The organism is Pedobacter sp. PACM 27299, from assembly GCF_001412655.1.
Lineage (GTDB): Bacteria > Bacteroidota > Bacteroidia > Sphingobacteriales > Sphingobacteriaceae > Pedobacter.
This window is the reverse complement of sequence record NZ_CP012996.1, coordinates 941,441-962,575: the sequence shown is the minus strand read 5'-3', so window position 1 is coordinate 962,575 and position 21,135 is coordinate 941,441. Positions and strand designations below refer to the sequence as shown.

At 39.1% G+C, this 21,135-nt stretch carries 16 protein-coding genes and 3 tRNA genes; 13 read left to right on the top strand and 6 right to left on the bottom strand.

Annotated elements, in window-relative coordinates:
- Window positions 1–10 precede the first annotated feature (10 nt).
- Window positions 11–826 (bottom strand): glutaminyl-peptide cyclotransferase, encoded by an 816-nt coding sequence (locus tag AQ505_RS04035; RefSeq protein ID WP_062546987.1) that lies wholly within the window; start codon window positions 824–826, stop codon window positions 11–13.
- 70 nt (window positions 827–896) lie between these two features.
- Here AQ505_RS04035 and AQ505_RS04030 point away from each other — a divergent pair, with 70 nt between their 5' ends.
- Entirely contained in the window at window positions 897–1,859 is a 963-nt protein-coding gene (locus tag AQ505_RS04030) for a class I SAM-dependent methyltransferase (protein ID WP_062546986.1), read from the top strand.
- Between the two features lie 26 nt (window positions 1,860–1,885).
- On the opposite strand, the gene AQ505_RS04025 is transcribed toward AQ505_RS04030, so the two are convergent.
- The 4 genes from AQ505_RS04025 to AQ505_RS04010 all read right to left on the bottom strand — a co-directional run bounded on the left by AQ505_RS04025 (window position 1,886) and on the right by AQ505_RS04010 (window position 9,858).
- Window positions 1,886–3,700: an aryl-sulfate sulfotransferase gene (locus tag AQ505_RS04025; RefSeq protein ID WP_062546985.1), complete on the bottom strand. Its 1,815-nt coding sequence runs from the start codon at window positions 3,698–3,700 to the stop codon at window positions 1,886–1,888.
- Window positions 3,701–3,772: 72 nt separating this feature from the next.
- A complete protein-coding gene (locus AQ505_RS04020) occupies window positions 3,773–5,401 on the bottom strand; it encodes a RagB/SusD family nutrient uptake outer membrane protein (RefSeq protein ID WP_062546984.1) in 1,629 nt (542 codons plus the stop codon).
- A gap of 19 nt (window positions 5,402–5,420) precedes the next feature.
- Window positions 5,421–8,441 (bottom strand): SusC/RagA family TonB-linked outer membrane protein, encoded by a 3,021-nt coding sequence (locus tag AQ505_RS04015; RefSeq protein ID WP_062546983.1) that lies wholly within the window; start codon window positions 8,439–8,441, stop codon window positions 5,421–5,423.
- Between the two features lie 541 nt (window positions 8,442–8,982).
- The gene (locus tag AQ505_RS04010; protein WP_231635018.1) at window positions 8,983–9,858 is read right to left on the bottom strand and encodes an AraC family transcriptional regulator; all 876 of its coding nucleotides are present in this window, start codon (window positions 9,856–9,858) and stop codon (window positions 8,983–8,985) included.
- A gap of 313 nt (window positions 9,859–10,171) precedes the next feature.
- On the opposite strand from AQ505_RS04010, the gene AQ505_RS04005 reads away from it, so the two are divergent.
- The 12 genes from AQ505_RS04005 to AQ505_RS27315 all read left to right on the top strand — a co-directional run bounded on the left by AQ505_RS04005 (window position 10,172) and on the right by AQ505_RS27315 (window position 19,489).
- Window positions 10,172–11,557, top strand: coding sequence for a sensor histidine kinase (locus AQ505_RS04005; protein WP_062546982.1), 1,386 nt, complete (start codon window positions 10,172–10,174; stop codon window positions 11,555–11,557).
- 8 nt (window positions 11,558–11,565) lie between these two features.
- Window positions 11,566–12,252 (top strand): LytR/AlgR family response regulator transcription factor, encoded by a 687-nt coding sequence (locus AQ505_RS04000; protein WP_062546981.1) that lies wholly within the window; start codon window positions 11,566–11,568, stop codon window positions 12,250–12,252.
- A 218-nt stretch (window positions 12,253–12,470) separates the two neighbouring features.
- Window positions 12,471–12,544, top strand: a tRNA-Ala gene (locus AQ505_RS03995).
- Window positions 12,545–12,637: 93 nt separating this feature from the next.
- Window positions 12,638–12,720 (top strand) — tRNA-Tyr (locus AQ505_RS03990).
- A gap of 195 nt (window positions 12,721–12,915) precedes the next feature.
- Entirely contained in the window at window positions 12,916–13,698 is a 783-nt protein-coding gene (locus tag AQ505_RS03985) for a hypothetical protein (RefSeq protein WP_062546980.1), read from the top strand.
- Between the two features lie 25 nt (window positions 13,699–13,723).
- Window positions 13,724–13,806: transfer RNA gene (locus AQ505_RS03980), tRNA-Tyr, on the top strand.
- Between the two features lie 574 nt (window positions 13,807–14,380).
- A complete protein-coding gene (locus AQ505_RS03975; RefSeq protein WP_157262185.1) occupies window positions 14,381–15,259 on the top strand; it encodes a hypothetical protein in 879 nt (292 codons plus the stop codon).
- Window positions 15,260–15,479: 220 nt separating this feature from the next.
- Window positions 15,480–15,977 carry a GNAT family N-acetyltransferase gene (locus AQ505_RS03970; protein WP_062546978.1) on the top strand — a complete coding sequence of 166 codons (498 nt, stop codon included), beginning with the start codon at window positions 15,480–15,482 and terminating at the stop codon, window positions 15,975–15,977.
- Between the two features lie 93 nt (window positions 15,978–16,070).
- Window positions 16,071–16,913, top strand: coding sequence for a helix-turn-helix domain-containing protein (locus AQ505_RS03965; RefSeq protein ID WP_062546977.1), 843 nt, complete (start codon window positions 16,071–16,073; stop codon window positions 16,911–16,913).
- Window positions 16,914–16,971: 58 nt separating this feature from the next.
- A complete protein-coding gene (locus AQ505_RS03960) occupies window positions 16,972–17,658 on the top strand; it encodes an ankyrin repeat domain-containing protein (protein ID WP_062546976.1) in 687 nt (228 codons plus the stop codon).
- Window positions 17,659–17,661: 3 nt separating this feature from the next.
- Window positions 17,662–19,086: an amidohydrolase family protein gene (locus AQ505_RS03955; protein ID WP_062546975.1), complete on the top strand. Its 1,425-nt coding sequence runs from the start codon at window positions 17,662–17,664 to the stop codon at window positions 19,084–19,086.
- A 250-nt stretch (window positions 19,087–19,336) separates the two neighbouring features.
- On the top strand, window positions 19,337–19,489 hold the full coding sequence (locus AQ505_RS27315; protein ID WP_082461409.1) for a hypothetical protein: 153 nt from the start codon (window positions 19,337–19,339) through the stop codon (window positions 19,487–19,489).
- 88 nt (window positions 19,490–19,577) lie between these two features.
- Here AQ505_RS27315 and AQ505_RS03950 read toward each other — a convergent pair whose 3' ends face one another.
- A complete protein-coding gene (locus AQ505_RS03950) occupies window positions 19,578–21,113 on the bottom strand; it encodes a RagB/SusD family nutrient uptake outer membrane protein (RefSeq protein WP_062546974.1) in 1,536 nt (511 codons plus the stop codon).
- Between the last annotated feature and the right edge of the window lie 22 nt (window positions 21,114–21,135).

Genomic DNA, 21,135 nt, shown 5'->3' with positions numbered 1-21,135 from the left:
GTAATTTGGTTTATTTATTGAAGTCAATTTCGTAAATATGTGCCCATAATTTACCGGTGATGTATACCTTATCGGCGATGGGATCATAAGCGATCCCATTCATTTCCGCAGCCCCGGAATTCATGTTTTTCTCGGTAACAGCGACCTTAGTCAGGTCCAGTTTACCTACAACATCACCATTTGAGGGGTCAATTTTAACGATAAAGCTGGTACCGTATACATTTGCATAGATATAACCTTTAATAAATTCTAGCTCATTCAGCTGCGTAAGTGGCTGTCCATTTTCCGTTACTGAAATTGTTTTTAATGGCGACATGGTATTCGGGCTGATGTAGGTTATATTATCAGTCCCATCACTCATGATCAGACTTCTATCATCGGTAGTCAGGCCCCAGCCTTCTAAATTCGCATATTTAAACTCCGAGATCTTTTTAAATGTGCTGGCATCGTAAATAAATCCCAATTGATTTTTATAGGTCAGCTGGTATAATTTCCCCTTTAAGATCGCGATTCCTTCTCCGAAATATTTTGCTTTATCCAATACCACTTTAATATCCAGTGTTCCGGTTTTCAGGTCCTGAATACCAATTAATGAGCGGGTATTTGTAAGTTGTAGCGGAGCACCGGTACTTTCTACCAACCTGCCTGCATGAAACAAGAACCCTTCTGTAAATAAGCTCGTATCATGGGGAAAATTGTTGGTTACATAATGACTGATGACAGGTACTGTCTGCTGATGAAGCGGAGTAACTGGCTGGCTATTCCGACAACCCATCATACCGATCATACCGATCATTAAGAAAATATAGATCATCGCTCTTTTCATAGCAGGAAGATATAGATAATTTATAACCTAAATTCTTTTTGTGTATTTTCAAATCAAATATAACGCCACAATGATATTAAAACAGTCGACAGAGACCCTCTTATTCAAACCCAACAATTTCAAAGACATCTACGATGACCTTCATGAGCTACATCGGCTCTATTCCTCTCATACTGAGATTTCGGCAGGAGACATGAACGATACAGATCTATATTTACCTTCTGGGAAGGCCATTTCACCTACTGGTGCAGCACATTGTTTACTGGAAATACAGCGAACAGCGATGTTCATCCGAGGTATCCATAAGGCGATTCTAAAACTTCAGCAATCTTTTCCTGCTGAGCAGTTACACATTCTTTACGCAGGCTGTGGACCTTATGCAACTTTAGTGACCCCATTTACTACTTTATTCAGTCCTGAAGAAATCAGGTTCCACCTATTAGACATCAATGAACGTTCCTTAACTGCATCAAAGAAATTATATCGGGAATTAGACCTGGAAGCCTATGTTGAGGAATGGATTTGTGCTGACGCGACTCAATATACATTTCCAGCAGATCAGGCCATTCATCTGGTCATCTCTGAAACGATGTTAAATGCATTAAGAAAAGAGCCTCAGGTCGCCATCATGCTAAACCTGATTCCACAGATGCAGGAAAAAGCTATATTCATCCCTGAAAACATACGGGTTTCCGCCCAGTTATTAAATTACAAACAGGAAAACACCAGACTAACGCAATCGGATTTCCATCCTGAAAGAATCCATCTGGGAGATATTTATACTATTGGAAGAACAGACTGTAAGGTTCATGAACAGGTATGTATCCAAATTCCCGATGAAGTGGTTCAAGAACAGTCGCTCCAGCTCCTCACGGAAATTACCACTTTTGAAGAAGAACGTTTGGAAATCTATCAATGTAGTTTAAATATGCCTGTCCGCATTTGTGATGTGCTGGAATATGCAGGCCGCAAAATTAACTTCAATTATCAAATGGGCGAACAGCCTGGATTTAAACACCAATGGCTTCCATAAAGGAAGCCATTGGCTTATTTAGATAATTACTTATTATCTGGATACATAGGCATCCGTGTGACCCGATGGAAAGCGGAAACACTAGGTGCTGTAATTTCCAATTCATAAATTACTTCCTTTGTCTTCGGATCAAGTTCTACCACTCTTCCTCCTAATCCATTATTCGTTTTCACGCCCATCCCCGGACAGAATAGCACATGACCTGTTGCCGGCAGATACTGAACCCCGGAAAGTGCCGCAGAAAAACCTTGCGCTCCCCTGCTTTCTCCGTAAGCCCATACCTGCTGCACCGTTTTCTTTGCTTCATCTACCTTATATTCTACAATCCGACTGTATCCATCTGAACTACCCAGTGTTTTAGCCTTAAAATGACGGTTATATCCATTGTCAAAAACCAAGATGTTGCCATCTGGCATGAGTACAGGTGTATGCATTCCCCAGGACCAGTCAAAATCAGGATGTGCAATCGCACCAGAAATTACCTTTGGGTCAGTAATCATCTGTCCTTTTGCATCCAGGGGTGATAATAAATATTGCTGATAAGCGCTGCTCCAATTTTTATGCGGTGAAATCAGCCATTTCAATGCTCCTCCTCTCGTAAAAGACATGATGCCCTGAAAACGTACTGTCGCGAGGAAATCAGGCCCCATTGCTGCAATGGAATTGTTGTGTGCCCAATTCACTGGTGTCTGACTGTAATCTACGCCCGACAAATCACCTTGATGGTCGTAACGGGCAGTATCCAGCATATTGGCCAAATCCCATTCCTTCACAACCGTACCTGATAATGGGTTTAATTCAATGATATGATCATTAATTCTTGGTTTCCCATTGAGCAGACGCGCTGCGGATTTAGAAACAGTAATTAGAAAATTGCCATCCGCAGCTTCCGTTACTTCATGATGGAAAGTATAGCCTAATTTTTTCAAATCCCATTCTTTAACCAGGTTCCCGAACAGATCGATCTCCACAATACGACTTTCCTGTCCATCTCCGCTAAGGAAATTCCCATTCTTCATTCTTTTTAAACCTATTGAGGCTGCTAATCTTTGTAGTTTCGGCGATTGTTTCAACAGCAATATCCAACGAATCTCGCCATCCGCATCAACCATATAAGGACAGGAGGTATCGATTTCACTTTCGCCGGGGTAACTCACCAGGTTTAATCCAGGTTCCATACGGCTTTTTTGTGCCACAACGGTTTCAAAAGCAGGAAAAGCCTTCAGATCCAATGCCGCCGTTTGTATTTGGATATAGGTACGCCCACGCTCCTTGCCTTCCATATCTGTAAAGACTAGAGCCACCCGATTGTTATAATTGGCATACAGCCCGAATACCGGAATGGTTTGTCTGGGGTTTGAAGCGAGAAACAGATGCTGTATACTCCCATTTGTACCTGGCTTTCCTTCCACAATTACCTGTACCCGTCCCCTTCCGGGCAGCAATACCTCTACTGTTGCTGCCAAAGGATTAAATCCAGAAGGGTTTAACGCTTTATCCTTTACCATAAAATCCAGGGAACTTCCTTTAGAAGGTATCGCAAGACTAACTTTATCTTTAAACTGGATTACTGTTTTCCAAAGATCAGGCTGATCCTGGATATTCAGTACCAGCGCTTCTGGAACTTCAATATCTCCGGTCTCAAAATGAAAAACATAACTCTCTTTTTCTTTGCTGTAACTGTTGAGAAGAATGCCATTATTCAGCATCCCTTCCAAGGAATTTTGGAACGCTGTTCCCGCAGGAAGAATCACCACCTTGTCTTTCTTACAAGCCGTAAAGCATAGGAATATAAAGCACAATATTCCTGTTTTTAGCCCATAACATCTATTTCCAATCATTTCATGATCTATTAAAAAAGGCGGGAAAGAATAAATCTCCGGCCCACCTTTTTATTTTTTTTATTCATTTTATTATCTCCATAAAGGATGCTGCTGAATCGCAGTATTTGTATTCAGTTCATTCTGAGGAATTGGCAGGTAAAAATGTTTGGCCTGGAAGTTATCAGCACCTTGTTTTTTATTGTTTACCAAAATTTGTTTCATCTCAGGATAGGTATAGAAACGTTTCAGGTCAAAGAACCGGTGACCTTCAAAGAAGAATTCCAGTTCATTCTGATGAATTACTTCTTTCCATAAATCCTCTGTCCCAGTCCATGTTTTATTAGCCAGGCCTGCACGGTCGCGGATACGCTTCAAATCATTGGCTGCATCCCCTGTTTTACCTGTTTTTATTGCGGCCTCTGCATGCAGTAAAAGTACTTCTGAAAAACGCATTAAACGTAGGTTATTGTTCTGGTTTTTCTGATTGTACATGCTGTTTGCATCGGCTTCATTCTTGTAAAAATTGGTAAATTTCTTGATCAGGAAGCGACCTTTTTTACCATTTATGGTTGGATAATCCGGCTCTCCTCTCAAACGTTTCGTCGCCGAAGCATCCCAGATCTGGTCAAAAGAGAGGTTACCAAACCAGGCACCATCAGGTATCGTTGTTTCAAAATCCGAATGCTTCCAGAAGAAACTGGTGTACATTCTTTTGTCGAATCTGGTATCTGAACCAGCAGGTCTTTCTTCCGCCACAAAATCCGCCACAATAGCTGCTGTTGGCATCCATTTAAACCAGCCGCCTGTTCCCTGAGGACCCACAAAGTTAGGAATCACAAAGCCCTGCGTACTGGTGGCTTCTTCAGAGCCCCAGGAGCCACTACCAAAGCTTCCGTCATAAATTAACTCAAAAACAGATTCTTTATTTAGCTCTGTATTTTCATTGAAGTTATCTTCGAATTTAGTGGTCAGGTCATAGGTATAGGGGGCTTTCATGAGGATACTCAATTCTGCTTCCGCTTCTGTATACATCTTTCTATAATTGTACGATTTCCCTAAATAAGCAATCGCAGCACCTTTAGTTACCCTTCCTGCTTCTGCTGCTGGGCGTACAATTGGTAAATATTGTTTTGCTGTTTTAAAATCAGCTTCGATTTGTTTCCATACCAGTTCTTCAGGAGAAGATGGCTTCATGATTTCATCCGTACTTTCGGTAGCAGGAATCAAGCGTAATGGTACATCTCCAAAATTGGTCACCAACAGAAAGTAGGCAAAGCCTCTCAGGAAACTTGCTTCGGCAGAAAGTTCATTGATTTTTGCCTCGCTCATTGGCACTCTCTTAATGTTATTCAACACGACATTTGCACGGTTGATGGTATTGTATAACCTGCCGAAATCACTTTCTGCAGTATTCGCGGTATTCGTATAAGTAGCCGGTTCCCAATTCAGCATCTCCTCCCCTAAAATAAACCAGACATCATCTGCGCGGTTCATGGTATGCCATCCGGTATAGCCTCCATAGTAGCCATACATTTGTCCGCGGATAGGAGAATAAACAGTAGCTATTGCTGATTGTGCATTCGCTTCGGAAACCCAGAAAGTTTTCTCTACAGCTTGATTTGGGTTCACTTTGTCCAGAAAATCAGCTTCTTTACAACCTCCTATAGAGATCGCCAGTATTGCAACAAAAGACAGTTGCTTCAATATATTCGTTTTCATGCTTAGCTTTTTTTTATGATTAAAAACTTAATTGGAGACCAAAAATCAGGGTCCTTGAAGAAGGGAAACGGCCATGGTCTGTTCCTCTGGACATGGTGCTTGATCCACCGCCATTCTGATCGTCATTCTGACCAAGGTCCGGGGTATACCCTTTATATTTAGTCGCGATGAACACATTTTCCATGGAAGTAAAGACTCTTAGGTCTCTAACATGGATTTTGCTGACCAGGTTATTAGAGAAAGTGTAACCAAGTTCTATGGTTTTCAAGCGGAAAAAGGAACCATCTTCTAACCAGCGATCACTCACACGGCGACTATTTTTATTCTCATCTTGCTGCGTAAAGCGGGGAACATCCGTATCTCTATTGTCCGGCGTCCAAGCATTCAACACATTAGCACCGAAATTGGTAAACTCATTCATAGATTCCATACGTGCCCGGGTATAATTGTAGATCTTATTTCCTTTCATACCATCAAAGAAAATACCCAGGTCGAAACCTTTGTAAGCTATACTACCACGGATACCGTAGCTGAAATCCGGGAATGGACTACCAGCATATTGACGATCGTCATCAGTAATTTGTCCATCACCATTGTAATCTATAAAGCGGATATCACCAGCTTTAGCATTCGGCTGAATTACCTTTCCTGCTGGAGTTTTATAAGCTTGTGCTTCTGCATCTGTTTGGAACAAACCAGCAGTTTTAATCACATAAAATGCACCGATCGGATCACCTACTTTTGCCCAGGTAATGGTTCCTTCTCCTTGTGGATTATAGCCTCCAAATTCTTGCTTTGAGCTACCTACAGTAATTGCTTCTACTCTATTTCTTACTACAGATCCATTGACGCCAATATTGTAGCTGACTTCACCAATCGTATTTTTATGGTTTAACAGCATTTCAAAACCTTTATTCTTAATGATACCGGCGTTCATAGTCGGACTGCCATTGATACCTGTCGAACCTGGCATAGCGATGCTCAATAACACATCGTCAGTTTGCTGGATATAATAATCAGCGGTTAGCGACAACTTACCTCCAAAGAAGCTGCCATCCAAACCTATATTTTTGGTTTTTGTCTCTTCCCAGGTTAAGTTTTTCGGTGAAGGCCAAGTGATACCGGTATTGCTGCCCATCCACCAGGTTCCACCCTGAATATAATTGATTCCGCTGCTGCTGATACTTTGAGTTGCATAGTTGCCAATTTCCTGGTTTCCAAGCACCCCATAACTCATGCGGACTTTTAACTCACTAATTGTGTTTTTTAAGCTGCCAAAGAACTGCTCATTCATGATATTCCAGCCGACAGAAACAGAAGGGAACACCCCATAACGGTGGCCATCTGCAAAGCGCGAAGATCCATCTCTACGAACGGAAGCAGAAAACAGATATCTCGAATCATAGCTGTACATGGCTCTGGAAAATAAGGACACTAATGAATATTCCTGTAAAGAGCCGGAAGTTCCCTGCTGAAGCGTAGAACCTGCACCGATCGTACTTGTTCCAAAAGGAATATCAGTACGACTGGCACCAAAAGCAGGATTTTTATTATCCTGAGAAGAATAACCTAATAAGGCCGAAATGGTATGTTTACCGAAAGTACGGTCAAAATGCAAGGTATTTTCAATTAGCCACTGGGTGTTAAAATTAGCAGATTGACTTAGTCTGGATTGGATTGCACCAGATCCAAAATTGTAGGGAGCATTGGCATTATAATAGTTCCCTATGTTCCTGTTGTATCCAAAATTCAATTTGTATTTTAATCCTTCAATGCCCAGGTCTACCTCTCCATAAGCATTCAAGAGAATGTCTGTTTTATTTAGTTTGTTATCAAATAACCTGGAAGCTCCGACAGGATTGTCCATATTTTTCATCCAAGGTAAGATACCTGCATAACCACCCAGCTGATTTGGATCGTATACCGCTAACAATGGATTTTGACGCAATGCATCTGTGATGGTCAGTCGATTATCTTGTTTCTCTGAGGTATTCAACATCAATGTATTTCCAATACGTAAATGATTATTAAAGAAAGAGAAGGTGTTTTTTGTACGCAAGTTAACGGATTCATATCCAGAATTGATCAGGATTCCTTTTTGGTTGATATAACCTGCAGAAACATTATACGTGCTCGTTTCTGAACCTCCGGTGATGCCTACATTTGCTTTTGAAATCGGAGCAGTACGATAAACTTCATCTTGCCAGTTGGTGCCTGGACCTTGGAAATCTATCGCTTCCTTTGGTAAATAGCCACTTTGATTCATGATATTTTTCCATTCCTGCGCATCCAATACATCCAGTTTTTTTGCAATTTTCTGAACTCCGGTATATAAACTGGCAGTAATGGTAGCCGCAGTATTTCTCTTACCACCTTTGGTCGTGATCAATACTACGCCATTAGCTGCACGTGAACCGTAAATCGCTGCTGCCGCAGCATCTTTAAGGACATCAAGCGAAGCGATATCCGAAGGATCTACCATATTGATATCGCCATATACGCCATCAATCACATATAGAGGCGTGTTTGAACCCAATGAGCTCAAACCGCGAATGTCAATGCTCATTCCCGCGCCTGGCTGGCCACTCACACTAGAAACTGAAACCCCTGCAATACGTCCCTGCAATGCACCACTTGTGCTTTTTGCTACATCTGCCTGCATTTCTTTACCAGTTAAAGAAGCTACAGCACCAGTCAGGTCTTTTCTTTTAACCGTACCATAACCTACCACCACTACTTCATTCAACTGATCATCATCTTCCATGACTACTTGAATATTGGTGGAATTTCCTACTGTAACTTCTGTTTTCTGCATGCCTACATAAGAAAAAACAAGCACCTTTCCTTTGGCCGCATTGGTGCTGAAATTTCCATTAACATCTGTCATCGTGCCCCCGGGAGAGCCTTTTATCACAACGGAAACACCAGACAAAGGGTTATTGCCGGTGTCTTTGACTGTGCCTTTCACAGTCATCACTTGCTGTGCCCATGAAGACAGGCTTATTGCAGCAAGGAATAGCATTAGTACAATTCTTTTCATATTTGGTTTTATTTGGTTTATTAAGGAACAGGGCATTTGATCTCCTCCGATCACCTTTCGGCAACCGAACGATAAGCAATGCTGTCTCATACATTAATATTGATTTGGTTTATAGGTTATAAGTTAGCCGAAAACGAAATTGAGAAATTGCATAATTTGCTCATTTGAATTGGACTTTTGGTTCTTTATTTAGCACGAAATCGCGTAAAAGAGGAGTAAAAAGGGCTGATATTGGATATATATCAGGGATCTAACAGAAAATAGGCTTGACAGTGTTGATTTCATTTAAGGCTTAAAAAATTTGACAAACACATTAAAATCAGCACATTAAATCAAAATCGACAGAAATCTGATTGCACAATTCGCTCAACAGACTTGAACTATTTGCTCTTTTCTTTCACCTATTTCCAGATGATTGACCTTAAAATTGCTGATTTATGAATATGGACAAGTTTTAACCTCCAATGTACATGTGCTTTAACACTCAAATCGAAGAGTTTTTGATGGAAGAGGAACTGATATCAAATCATGAACTATTGCCTCAAATGATCAGTTGCTGCTGTTGCTTATGACTGTCGCGAAATTCGGCAGGGGTAATTCCTTTTGCTTTTTTAAATACGCGGTAGAAATAAGAGATGCTATTAAATCCGCAATGCGACACCACTTCCGCAATAGGAGTAGATTTTTTCAACTTTTGCATGGCCATTTTGATCCTGAAATCCAACAGGTAATCGCTGAAATTCATCTGCGTATTGCTTTTTATAAAGCGGGCAAAAGTAGAACGGCTCATATTTAAGGCCGCAGCAGCATCGGATACGCAGATCATCCTAGAAACATTACCCGAAATATAACCATGTAGCTTATTAACCATAATTTCATTAGTGGTCATTTCCGGAGATGAAGCACTGGAAAGCGCTCTGACATCCTCCCCTTTTGACAATTCATACAGTAAAATAAATAGCTTCATCACAGAATAAAAACCATCCTTTTCCATGGTAATTATTCTCAAAAGCGGAAGAACTCTTTCCGTCGTTTCCCGGCCAAAAATCACTCCCTTAGCTGCTTTTCGAAACAACTCCTGAATACTTTGAAATTGCTTTTTATCTAAACACTGTTCGATTAAAGAAGGGTGGAACTGTAAAGTGATTTCATGAATATCAGTCGCCATGCCTTCTCCATCTTTCCAGGCATGTTTTAATTCAGGATTAGCGATAAAAACTAAATCCTTATTCCCTATCGTCTCAATGGAATCACCAACAATGCGCATTGCCCCGGCTGCTCCTTCTACAAAATTCAATTCATACTCAGGATGTACGTGTACAGGAAAGGTAAATGATGATTTGGTCCGGTCAAAAACTACAAAACAATCTTTCTCTGACAGCGGAGATTTCTCTCTGTATATATCTGATATCATCATTCTTTAATGCTCAATTTGGTTAGCTGATTCTAAGCTAGGTATTTTCAGTCATTATGAAGGTCAATCTGATGAAAAGCAGGTATTTTATAAGGAAAAAAAAGAACTAAATAATGATCCAGGCAATTTGGCGAAAAATAAGGGTGACCAGAAATGCTTGTCAGATTCTATTTTGTAGCGGATATTTCATAAAAACTCAGGCAACTGAGATTCAGCCCATATATCAGTAGTTTCAGCCCATTTCTATATTCAATCAGGATAACTTATGTACTATTGTGTTAGAGAATTACACACCATAGTACATTAGCAAAGAAAAATGATAAAATTAAAAGAATCAACAAAAATAGAGTTATGGGTGGTCACAGCTTTTTTAATCCTGGATCTGCTGATCAGCACAATTTTTAATCTAAATCGCTCCACCATCCTACAGGGGCAAACAGTGTGGATGTCCATGTTATTCGGTTATGTGGTGACTGCCATTTGTTATTATCTTCTTGCCTTATACGTGAGTGCTGAACTTGACAAGGCAAATGAAACTGCTTCAAATGCAGTGTTACTGATCTATCTCTTCATGTATGCTTCTTTCCCAATGGGCATCATCAGCGTCTACTTTTTTATTCTCCTCTCTATAAAAATGTTAGTCCTGCATGTCATGAGTAATAAGAAAAACACCAGCAACCAATTGTACCGTGATTTAACCTTACTATTTGCCATTTCTTCGTTTTTATACGGGGCAACTGTCTTATTACACTCCACATACCTAGTGATCAACTATTTAGCCTTAGTTGCCCCGATTGCGATTCTAACCTACCTATACTCCTTACACTATGTACTCCCAGCGCTCGAACATAAGAATTACCGGTTCCTAAGGTTTATGGGCAAAACATTCCTGCTGACATTGGTATCTTTCATCCCTCTGGGCTTAATATTCTTCATCTTCTTTTATCAGCAGCAGCCTCATGATGATAGCACCATCATTATATGCTTACAAAATTTCCTTACCCAAATTCTCATTGTCCCTTTATTTTCCTGGAATGTCTACAAATCCAGAAATGAGAAAAAAACAGAAGAAATTCAAAATCTGAAAACAGAATTGGGGAAGTCTGATGCCAATCTGAACTTTTTAAAATCACAAATCAATCCACATTTCTTATTCAATGCTTTAAATACATTATATGGGACTGCCATCCAGGAAGAAGCCCAGCGTACCGGTGATGGCATACAAATGCTAGGGGATATGATGCGCTTTATGCTGCATGAAAATATGGAAGATAAAATTTCTTTATCAAGGGATACAGAATACTTAAAGAATTATATTGCCTTACAGAAATTAAGGGTATTGAAGTCACCTGATATCCTGATAGAGACTCAAATTGAAGAACAGATAAATGATCTACAGATTGCACCAATGATCCTTATTCCTTTTGTAGAGAATGCCTTTAAACATGGAATCAGCATGCAATCTCCGTCACATATCCGGATCATGCTCCAAACCAGCACCAATAAATTGTATTTTGATGTGGAGAACAGCATCCACCTAAAGACCATAAACGATCCTGAAAAGTTCCACAGTGGCATCGGTTTAGAAAATGTAAAACAGCGTTTAGCATTACTGTATCCACAGCAGCATGAATTGATTATCAGAGAAACTGCTTCCACATTTTTCATTCATTTAACCATTGATCTGGAAGAAATAAAATAACTTTAGATATGATCGCAATCGCTTTAGATGATGAACCAATAGCCCTGGATATAGTCAATGCTCATGCCTCCAAGGTTCCTTTTTTAGAACTACAGGCCACATTTACAAATCCTTTCCATGCGCTAACACATTTGCAGGAAAATAAGACAGACTTGATCTTTCTCGACATCAAAATGCCTGACATCAGTGGCATTGACTTTTTTAACACGCTGAGCAATCCACCTATGGTCATTTTTACCACCGCGTATTCTGAACATGCGGTAAAAAGTTTTGAGCTTGATGCGATAGATTACCTGTTGAAACCTTTCTCTATTCAGCGATTTTTAAAAGCTTGTAATAAGGCCCAAGAATTATATAATTTAAGAAATAAATCCACGAACATTGATCCTATTAGCTCAATTTTCATTAAAGATGGGTATGAGCAGATAAAAGTTCAGTTCGATGACATACTATATATTGAAGCTTCCGGAAACTATACTCAAATCCATTTAATCGGTGATAAATTGTTAAGCAGCAGAATTCCATTAAATGAACTGCAGCTGCTCTTACCAGCTAAAAAATTCATTCGTACCCATCGCACTTTTATTGTGGCTAAAAATAAGGTGAGCAAATTTGACAGGTCACAGATCTGGATCGGTGATCAAATGATTCCCATAGGGTTAACGTATACTCAATGTACTCAGCATTTATTATAATAGCCGCGCAGTGCTGTTCCGATGGCTGATAAATTACCCGATAAAACATTGCAAAAAAATAAAATCATTGCAAATGAAAGGTGGTAATAAATGAATCTAGCACCTATTTGTGAAGTTTACTGGGCCACTTAAAAAATAATAACCTGTTTTTTAGCCCATTATATGTTTTAATTTGCTTTACAGGAACTAATTGCTATTTTTGCCAGCATAAGCCACAAGGGGGATTAGCTCAGCTGGCTAGAGCGCTTGCCTGGCAGGCAAGAGGTCAGCGGTTCGACTCCGCTATTCTCCACCCTTAAAAAGCTTCAGGGATCTGAAGCTTTTAGTTTTTACTTAGTTGATTCCGTTGATAAGCGATTTCGCTTATTTGATAGAAAGACAAAATGGGGGGATACCAGAGTGGCCAAATGGGACAGACTGTAACTCTGTTGTCGCAAGACTTCGAAGGTTCGAATCCTTCTCCCCCCACTCCAATAGAAAAACCTTTCAGTGAAACCTGGAAGGTTTTTTGCTTTAAAAGCAGATTTTCTGTGCACATTGAGCACGATATCTTCTCACAATACCATTATTCAATTCGAAGTAATTTAAACTCGTTTATAAAAGCTATCTGATTATAAAGTACATTCAATGCTGAATTACAGTTAATACACGTTTTATAGAACTATGAAAGGAAAGCAAACGCAATTAATGGATGGCATTGCAAGGTCTAATCCAACTGAATATTTAATACTAGGTATCGACACCTATATATATTATGTTTTAGATGAATCGAATAACGTTGACATACTTGGAAAGAGCCAGATTGAAATAACAGATGAAAGTAAACCAGAGTTCTGGATTGAGAAAGACGGTAGGTTACTGCCGGAAGAATGGTTTTGGGAGAACTTCTTTAATCTACATGATACTGATCTCTCTGATGAATGGGATGAAATTTGGTTTATTACCCAATTTGCCAAAGGTCTTTCTAAATTCAATTTACCCAGCATTCCCGTACACTTTAGACAGGCATTTGATAAAGATTATAAAATCCAGTTGATCCAAAATTATTTCGAAATGGCAGGATGTTATGATAACCTTGTTAATGAATACATAGAAAACAAATATACATTCAGGAAGTTCAATGATGAGCTTACCTGCTTTAGATGGTCAAATAACACTCCCGAATACTTCACAAAGAAGTTAATGTCTATAAAGACCTCTGGCTTTGATACATTAAAGGGAATATTGGAGATATTAGGAGAATCTTTTAAGAATGCAAAGATTAATATCAATGTTCACTGGCTTGATATGATAAAAAACAGGGTATTGTATTCCATCTGGTCTCTATTTGGAACAAAAGACTTTGAAGTTTACGAGCTCATTGATACTGGACATTCATACTCAGATTACATGATAAAATATGAGGAGGAAACTTATCTACTTTCATTTGAAAGTTTTTACGGGTAAAATGAGTGTGATAGAAAGACAAAATGGGGGGATACCAGAGTGGCCAAATGGGACAGACTGTAACTCTGTTGTCGCAAGACTTCGAAGGTTCGAATCCTCCTCCCCCCACTCCAATAAAAAAACCTTTCTTGAAAACAGAAAGGTTTTTTTGTTTAACAGCAAAGAGCAAATCTATATTGATTTAGAATGTAAAATTTATACCCGGGATGGTAAGCTTTGGGGCACACATTCAGGTAAATCCCTTTTAGAGAACAAAGTACCATCATTACTCGTTATCAATAAATTCTTTATGAATCAACATGTTAGAACTAATGTTGCTTTTAGTAGCTCCGTACTTCAGATCCGAGAACAGATACTTAAAGATGGCTCAAAATTCATCTACAATTAACCTAAAGCCGGCTATTTCTTTCAAAAAAAGATTTCATTCAATAGTTATTAGAAATAACAGCTGTTATTTCTAATAATCATTCGTACATTTAACCAAACCTATTTACCAAAAAAATTACGCTCGCATTAACCAAAATCTCAAAAACTTCAGTCATTACTCACTATGCTTTAGGAAGGACTCATAGCTGCTTCCATTTGGTAGAAACATGTAATTTTCAGATTCAGTTAAGTCCCATGCGACTAAAATCAAGAACCAGTCGGATAGGGACATTCGATGAAAAAATCAAAACACCACATGAAAAAAATATTTTTAATGCTCTCTACCATCAGCTTGCTGACTCTTGCGTCATGCTCAAAAAGAATCCCAGAAATTACAATAGAAGAGCCCATTGAAAAACTAAGTGAATGCCTTGTCACCAGCAGTGACTATATAACGACCTCTGGTGAAGAGATAAACTCCTATAAAAGATTCTTCAGTTATAATGCAAAACAGAAAGTGACAAGAATAGATTTTCATACCTTGAAATCAACAGAATTTGCAACGATTAATTATGAAAAAAGTAAAATCACGATGAATTTTGAATTGATTTATGAAGGCGAAAAAGAAACTGAACAACTGGTTTATACGTTAGACGCGCAAGGAAGAGTTGCAAGTTACCCAGACGATTACCTGCAGACAGTTTCCAATGTCACCTACAATTCTGATGGCTATTTATCAATGGTAAAAAAGCAGTATATAGATCCTGAAACAAACAATGCTACTACAGAAACCCAAACATTCACCTACACTGCTGGCAATTTAACCAATGTAGTTTTTGAACGTACGACTACTGCAGGAGTAGTTGAAAAAACTTTATCCACCCTCACTTATGGTACAGATGAACTCTCCAATGATATCGTTGCTGGAAAAGTATTTGATGCAATTTTCCATGATGATGTAAATGAAATATTAGTCAGTTTTTTTGGTAAAAAATCTAAAAATCTTGCTACAAAAGTGGTATCAGTAGAGACGCATTCTGAAAATTCAGTTAACACTATTGAGTCCTTTGAATTTAATTATGAGAAGGATGCTAAAGGAAACATCATCAGCATAAAAGAGAAACAGAGTGCTATTTCTGGCTCAAATAGCTATGAATATAATCATGAAGAAAAATTAACTTTCGAATGTAAATAGTTATTGATTTTTATAGCAAAGTCCTTCAGAAAAAACTGGCAGGCTTTTTTAAAAAAAAAGAGCCTGCCTAATTCATAAAAATTAGGCGATCTAATCCAACACCTCATTTCTGGTTTCCTTAGTAAAAAGGGGACTTAGAAATCACTATTTTCAATATAGCCATCATTCCGTTCCATTATTTATCCACAATAAGCAAGCAGAATAATCAAAAACAGACAGCATGCTCAAACCTTATGAATCTTCAGATTTTGACCTCCTTACTTCCTGGGTAACTGATGAGGAAATCCTGCTTCAATTCGCCGGAACAGATTTTTCTTATCCATTGAGCAGACAACAAATTACTGCATATCAGGCTTCACATCCGGAACGTCGTTTTTATATCGGATATACTAGTGAGGAAACCGCATTCGCCTTTGGAGAAATTATCCCCCAGGAAAGTGGCAAACCCAGACTAGCAAGAATATTAGTTGGAAATCCGGCACTCAGGGGAAAAGGATTAGGACGATATTTTGTAAGATTGCTGTTAGAAGAAATCAAGAAACATTACCCTACTCCTGCTGTTGACCTATTTGCCTGGGAAAAGAATGATGCGGCAATAAAATGCTACGAATCAGTTGGCTTCAAATTCTGTCCAGATCCTGCGATGACAATGGTTCATAAAGACATCAATTACCACATTCATAAGATGACTTATACTTTTTCAAAAGAAAATGGCTAAGCCAGCATAAAAAAAGATAGTTTCACAAAATTCTAGACCATATTACAATTATTTATACCTTTAATTGCCTGATCCTATTCATTGGCCCCTAAAATGCTATTACCAACTGTAGGCATTGAACAAATTTTCAACCTTCCCTATACTAAGGAGGATTTTAAACTCGTCCACCACCAACCCATCAATATGACGGTTATTCCTCATGCCCATAAGCATGATTTTTATATGATCTTATTGATTGAAAAAGGAAGCGGCACTCATACTATAGATTTTAAAGAACATCAGGTAAAGGATCAGATGTTGTTTTTTCTTGCTCCGGGACAAGCACATCAATGGAACTTATCTCCCGATACTTCAGGTTATCAAATCCTTTTTTCCATGAAGTTTTTGCTTTCAGGAAGTCAGCGTTTTCCTTATTTCAATCTATCAGCAGCACCATACTTACCCCTTACAGCAGCGCAATACCAAACTTTAATTCTAGAGCTGAAACAAATTGAAGAGGAAGAAGTCCTTTCTGACGACCTTCACATTGACCTGATTCAAACCCGCTTACAAATCATACTCTTACTTCTGAAAAGATGGTATTCTGAAAATTTTGATGTGCATGAATATGCACCGGATCATCGGATTATTAATAATTTCCTGGCCTTACTCGAGCAGCATTATACAGCACACAGTGAAGTTGGATTTTATGCGAATGAAATGAGTGTAACCCCAAACTACCTGAATCAGGTATGTAGAAAAAAAGCCGGAATTACCGCTGGTGATTTGATCAGAGATCGGATTTTACTGGAAGCAAAAAGGTTATTGAGCTTAACACAGCTCGACATTAAGGAGATTGCCTATACCCTCGGATTTAACGATTCCTCTTATTTTTCGAGATTTTTCAAGAAATATACAGACCTCTCCCCCCAAGAATTCCGCAAGATGAATAATTAGTACCCTTGATGTGCTAACCTGTCCTACTCCATTTCTTTTTAGAAAGATAAATTTGTGTATGAAATACCGCATGACTTTATTACTGTGTTCGCTGTTTTTCAGCTTAAACACCTTAACCGCCTGTTCTCAGGAAAAAACGATGACTAGCAGCACAAATGAGATCTTCCAGATCATTGCCCAACAAAATCTATCAGAAATGAAGGTATGGCTCAGTAAAAAGCCAAACCTGGAACTGAAAAATGAAAAAGGAGAAACACCGCTGATGGCAGTCACCTATCTGAATCAGGTACAAATGGCCAAACTATTAATTGATGCTGGAGCCAATGTAAATACTCAGGATAACCTGCAAAATAGTCCTTTCTTATATGCCGGAGCCGCAGGACAGCTCGAAATATTGAAACTGTGCCTAAAATCCGGAGCCGATTATAAGGTTTTCAATAGATATAATGGAACGGCTTTAATTCCTGCCTGTGAAAAGGGGCACCTGGCCGTTGTGGAGGAATTACTGAAAGATAAATTCTACCCTATTGACCATGTCAACCGACTAGGCTGGACTGCACTACTAGAAGCCGTGATCTTAAGTGACGGCGGACCAAAACACGTAAAAATTGTACACCTGCTGGTAGATGCCGGAGCCAACCTCAGTATTAAAGACAAAAACGGTGTGACTGCTTTGGATCATGCTAGAAAGAAAAAATTTAAAGAGATGATAAACATCCTGGAAAACGCCGCAGTAAGAAAATAAAACATGAAAAAACTATCACTGATTTTAATTGGGTGCCTTTTTGCCCAAATCACCTTTGCACAAAAAATAACTGTTGATTTATTAATTAAATCTGCGACAATTATTGATATAAAAACAGGAAAGCTAATTCCTAAGCAAGGTATTGCCATAAAAGACGGCTTGATTACGGCCGTATTTCCGGAAAGCCAGCGCTCTAAATACACCGCTACCCAAACGGTAGATGCTACAGGAAAATATGTAATGCCCGGTTTATGGGATAACCACATGCATTTTGGTGGCGGGACAGCATTGATTGAAGAAAACAAAAACCTATTGCCATTATATCTTGCTTACGGCATCACGACCATCCGCGATGCTGCCGCAGATATTAGTCTGAGTGTTTTGCAGTGGAGGGACGAAATTGCGGCAGGAAAACTGCAGGGACCAACTATCCTAACCTCAGGTCCGAAATTGGAAGGCTATAACTCCAGCTGGATTGGCGACATAGAAGTTGGAAACACCAAAGAAATCAAAGCCGCTTTAGATTCTTTGAAAAGGATAAAAGTAGATTTTGTAAAGATCACAGACAATACTTTAAGCCCGGAACTGTTTTTAGAAAGTATCCGTTTGGCACGTGCCGAAGGATTTCGGGTATCGGCGCATATCCCAAATTCAATTGCGATGGAACAAATCGCCGCAGCTGGATTAAGCTCAGTAGAACATTTGGGTTATGCACTAAAAGCAGGTTCCAAAGTAGAAAAAGAAATATCTAAAGAAGTAGCCGAAGGAAAACTAAAAGGAAAAGCCTTCAATCAAAAAGTGATGGATACTTTTGACGAAACCGCAGCCATGGCCACTTATAAGAATATGGCCAAACATGGAATGTACTTAACACCTACCCTATCCTTGAGCTATATTCTTGCTTATTTTGATCAAGACAATCATAAAAATGATGATTATCTGAAGTACATTGGCAAAGGATTGCAGCAAACTTATGTAGGTCGTGTAAAAAGAGTAGAACAAGACAATGCTGAAGCCATTCAATTCAGACAGCAGTTGTTTGAAAAAACCGTACAAACACTTCCACTTTTACAAAAAGCAGGTGTGAAAATTATGGCTGGAACAGATGCCGGTTACCTGAACTCTTATACTTATCCGGGCATCGGCCTCCATAAGGAATTAGAATTGATGGTAAAGTATGGCTTAACACCTTTGCAGGCACTCCAGGCTTCGGTGATCAATTCACCGGCTTTCTTAAATAAGACCGCTTATGGTAGTCTGCAAAAAGGGAAAAGAGCAGACCTTCTTTTGCTCAATGAAAACCCATTACAAAACATCAGTGCTACTCAAAAAATCTATGCGGTGGTTACAAAAGGATCACTATTAGACCGTAACACACTGGATAACATGCTAGAATCAGTAAAAAAGAAAAACAGTTTGACACCGTAAACTCAATTACATTTTCTAATTTAGGGTGGAATACAGACAATTCGACCCTAATGAAGATTTCTATCATTATGGCAGATGATCATCCTGCTATTTAAGAAGGTATACAAGCTTATCTGGAAAAAGACGCTCAGTTAAGCGTCATTGATACAGTAAATAATGGTTTGGACTTATTAAAACTGCATCTCCTTCCTATTTAGATGATTTCCTTACTAAGCATAAACTCAGTAAAAGAGAGGTAGAAATTATTCGCATGGTATGTCAGAATAGGAGAACTAAAGAAATTGCAGAGCGACTGTACCTTTCCGAATTCACGATTTATACCATAGAAAAAACATCATCGCGTAAACTAGAAATTGGAGATTCTACAATACTTTGTATGACTTTGCAATTAAAAATAATTTGATCATGGATTAAACAACTATTCCGTATCAAATCAGGTTCGAAACAATAAAACGGATGCCTTATGAGCATCCGTTTTATTATAGAATCAATTAATAGCCTGGATTCTGAGGTCTCAGATTAGGGTTGTTTTTGTAATCCACAGTTGGTATCGGAAACAGTAAGTGTTTCTCTGCCAAAATCACATTGGGTGTTGCTGCAAAAGCATGTCCTACGAAATTGTCAAAACCATTGGTCGTTTCATTATACACTTTTCTTAAGCGTACCATATCGAACCAGGTAATTCCTTCGTAGCATAGTTCATGCCAGCGTTCGCGCCATACTGCTTCTTCAAACTGCGCCTGACCTAAACCAGACAATGGAGTTAATAAAGCCCGCTTTCTGATGGCGTTTACAGCATCATAAGCCGCTTGATTTGGTGTTCCATCCGCACGATTCTGTGCTTCTGCATAAGTCAACAGCACTTCCGCATAGCGGATTTGAGGCCAGTTTAAGCTGCTTTGAGCAGTACCTGCTGTTCCTAAAGTTCCATTGGCAACTACATCAAAATGTTTAAAGATGTAAGGCGCATTTAACTGTTTCAATGCACCATTTCCACCGGTATAATAAGAAGTGTAAAAGAATCCCTCTCTATCTTTTGCTCTTAAATCACCAGCCTCATAAGAATTGTAGAAATTCACTGTTGGCACTGTACTTCCTACTTCATCACTATAAGCCGAAACATCTTTGAAGTTTGGCAATAATAACTGCTGCATCGGATTAGTCGCTACAGCAGCCAAATACTGAATCTCGAACATGTGTTCTTTTTTGTTTTCAGTAGCTAGGCTATGCAGCTCTCCATAAGTGTCAAATAATCCGAAGCCACCATCTTTAATGACTTCCAGCGACTTATCAGCAGCCAGTTTATAATATGCTGTCCCTTTATTTAAAGGAAATCCAGCCATTGATAGATAGACCTTAGCTAATAGTGCTTTTGCTGCTCCTTTACTTGCAGTTCCACTCGACTGCTGCCAAGGCAAACCTGCTGTTTCTGCTATGGTCAAATCTTCAACAATTTGCGCATATACTGCTTCTGTCCCCGTTCTTGTAGGATAAAAATCAGCAGAACTTGTGCTCTGTGGTAATAGAATCAATGGCACATCTCCATATAACCTCACCAGATAAAAGTAAGCCCATGCACGTAAAAATCTCGCTTCACCCAGAACCTGTGCTTTTCTTGTAGCATCCATTGGGTTAATTCCCGGTACTTTTTGCAAAGTCAGGTTTGTCTGAGCAATTACATTATACAAGCCAGCCCACCAGTTTCTAACCAATAGGTTTTCTCCTGTAAAAGACAAGCCAGCAAGATTGTTCAAATCTGAGTTTTGTCCGGTCTCGGTCTTTGCTGTACCAGTTACCAATTCCAGCATAGAGAAATTGGCAGCAAAGATACCTGCACCATTTCCGATAAAACGAGTCTGTGCATATCCAGCAGCGATAGAAGCTTCCGCATGCTCAGGAATGGTATAATAAGTTTCCGGAGTTAAGTTTGAAGGATCTGTTTCTTCCAGGAATTTTTTACACCCTGTTCCAAGTACCACCATTGCAATCAGGAGGATTTTACTTGAAGATTTTATATTTAATTTCATGATCTTTTAATTAGTATTGACA